The sequence below is a fragment of the Aequorivita sp. 609 genome (assembly GCF_014212065.1).
Taxonomy (GTDB): Bacteria; Bacteroidota; Bacteroidia; order Flavobacteriales; family Flavobacteriaceae; genus Aequorivita; species Aequorivita sinensis.
The window spans coordinates 1-1,215 of record NZ_JACJVM010000190.1 but is presented as its reverse complement, the minus strand read 5'-3'; the positions used below and the strand labels follow the sequence as shown (position 1 = coordinate 1,215).

The 1,215-nt window shown below is 30.0% G+C and carries 1 protein-coding gene; it reads left to right on the top strand.

From position 1 onward, the window contains the following. Positions 1-141: 141 nt before the first annotated feature. Positions 142-963: a hypothetical protein gene (locus tag H4O20_RS13265; protein WP_129761699.1), complete on the top strand. Its 822-nt coding sequence runs from the start codon at positions 142-144 to the stop codon at positions 961-963. The last annotated feature ends 252 nt before the right edge of the window (positions 964-1,215 follow it).

Below are 1,215 nucleotides of genomic sequence, written 5' to 3'. Positions count from 1 at the left end.
TATATGAAAAATAGGCGATAAAGTACTAATTGAAATATTTTTGGCTTGTATCAAACTTTAGGATTAGACAAAAATTTAGGGCTTAGTGATCGCCTACTTATCATATACGAAACGTTGTGCAACATTTACAACCACTCTTAAATGAAACATAATATCTTTGAAAAAGATGATATTGAATTCATTGAAAATGAAGTTAAAACAAATCCAATATTTCGATATTATGGAATTAGAGTTGCTAATGTCCAAAAGTTAAATAGTCGTGATGTAATTTGTGTTTCAGATAAGAATTTAATAATGGTAAAAGGCAACTCTTTTACAGCTTATCAACACATAAAAGAAAGACATAGCTATTGGACAACTCACATATACCCAAAAGGCAAAGGATTTTGGGCACAATCAAAATTTCCAAGCGAAATTGCACCAGTAGATTATATTAAAATTGCCGACCAAATATATTGTGAAGAAAATTTTCTTGTCAACAATGAACATCAAGATTCGGACAAATTTGAAAAATATTTAGGAAAATATACTTTCCCAAACAATGAGGTTGATACTATGAATCTTATTCTCTATAAAGGGACGAAAATTATTCATTCACTTTACCCTCAAAATAAAAAATATAACAAACTTAAAAACAGAGAAAACTTTCCCTACGCAAGAGGAATTATAGAAATTAAAAAATCTAATATTCCAAATGTAAAAAATGTAGAAATTCCATATTTCGATTCAAACCTAAAGCTTAAATACGTAATTCTAATTGAAAAATATTTAATAAAAAAATTAGAGGAATGGAGAATTTTAGCAATAGATGAAAATGGAAAATACAAATTTGACGTAAAAATCGGAGAACAAAAACTAATGGAATTTTCTGGAGAAACATCTGAAAGAATAACTTATCAACATTGTGATTTAAGACATATTGAGAACATTATGAAAAAAATTGACAATGGAGAAATAAAATAAAAAACGTTGCACAACAATGGCTATAATTCATTGCGGTTGAATTCCTTATCGGAATTCACCACAATTTTGCTATCTTTCGGCTACGGCGGAAAGAATCCTGCGGATTTTTCCGCAACGAAATCATAGCCGAGACCGTTGTGTGCAATAACCCTTACTTGCTAGGTTATTTAAAAAATCAGTAAAGCGCGCGAATTTGGAAGGAAAATAATCAGTATTTTATGGTAGGACTGGTTGCAAACCAGGGCCATCAAG

Bases quoted from the DNA above. Each gene is read 5' to 3' on its own strand.
- H4O20_RS13265 (WP_129761699.1), top strand. From the start codon at position 142: ATGAAACATAATATCTTTGAAAAAGATGATATTGAATTCATTGAAAAT.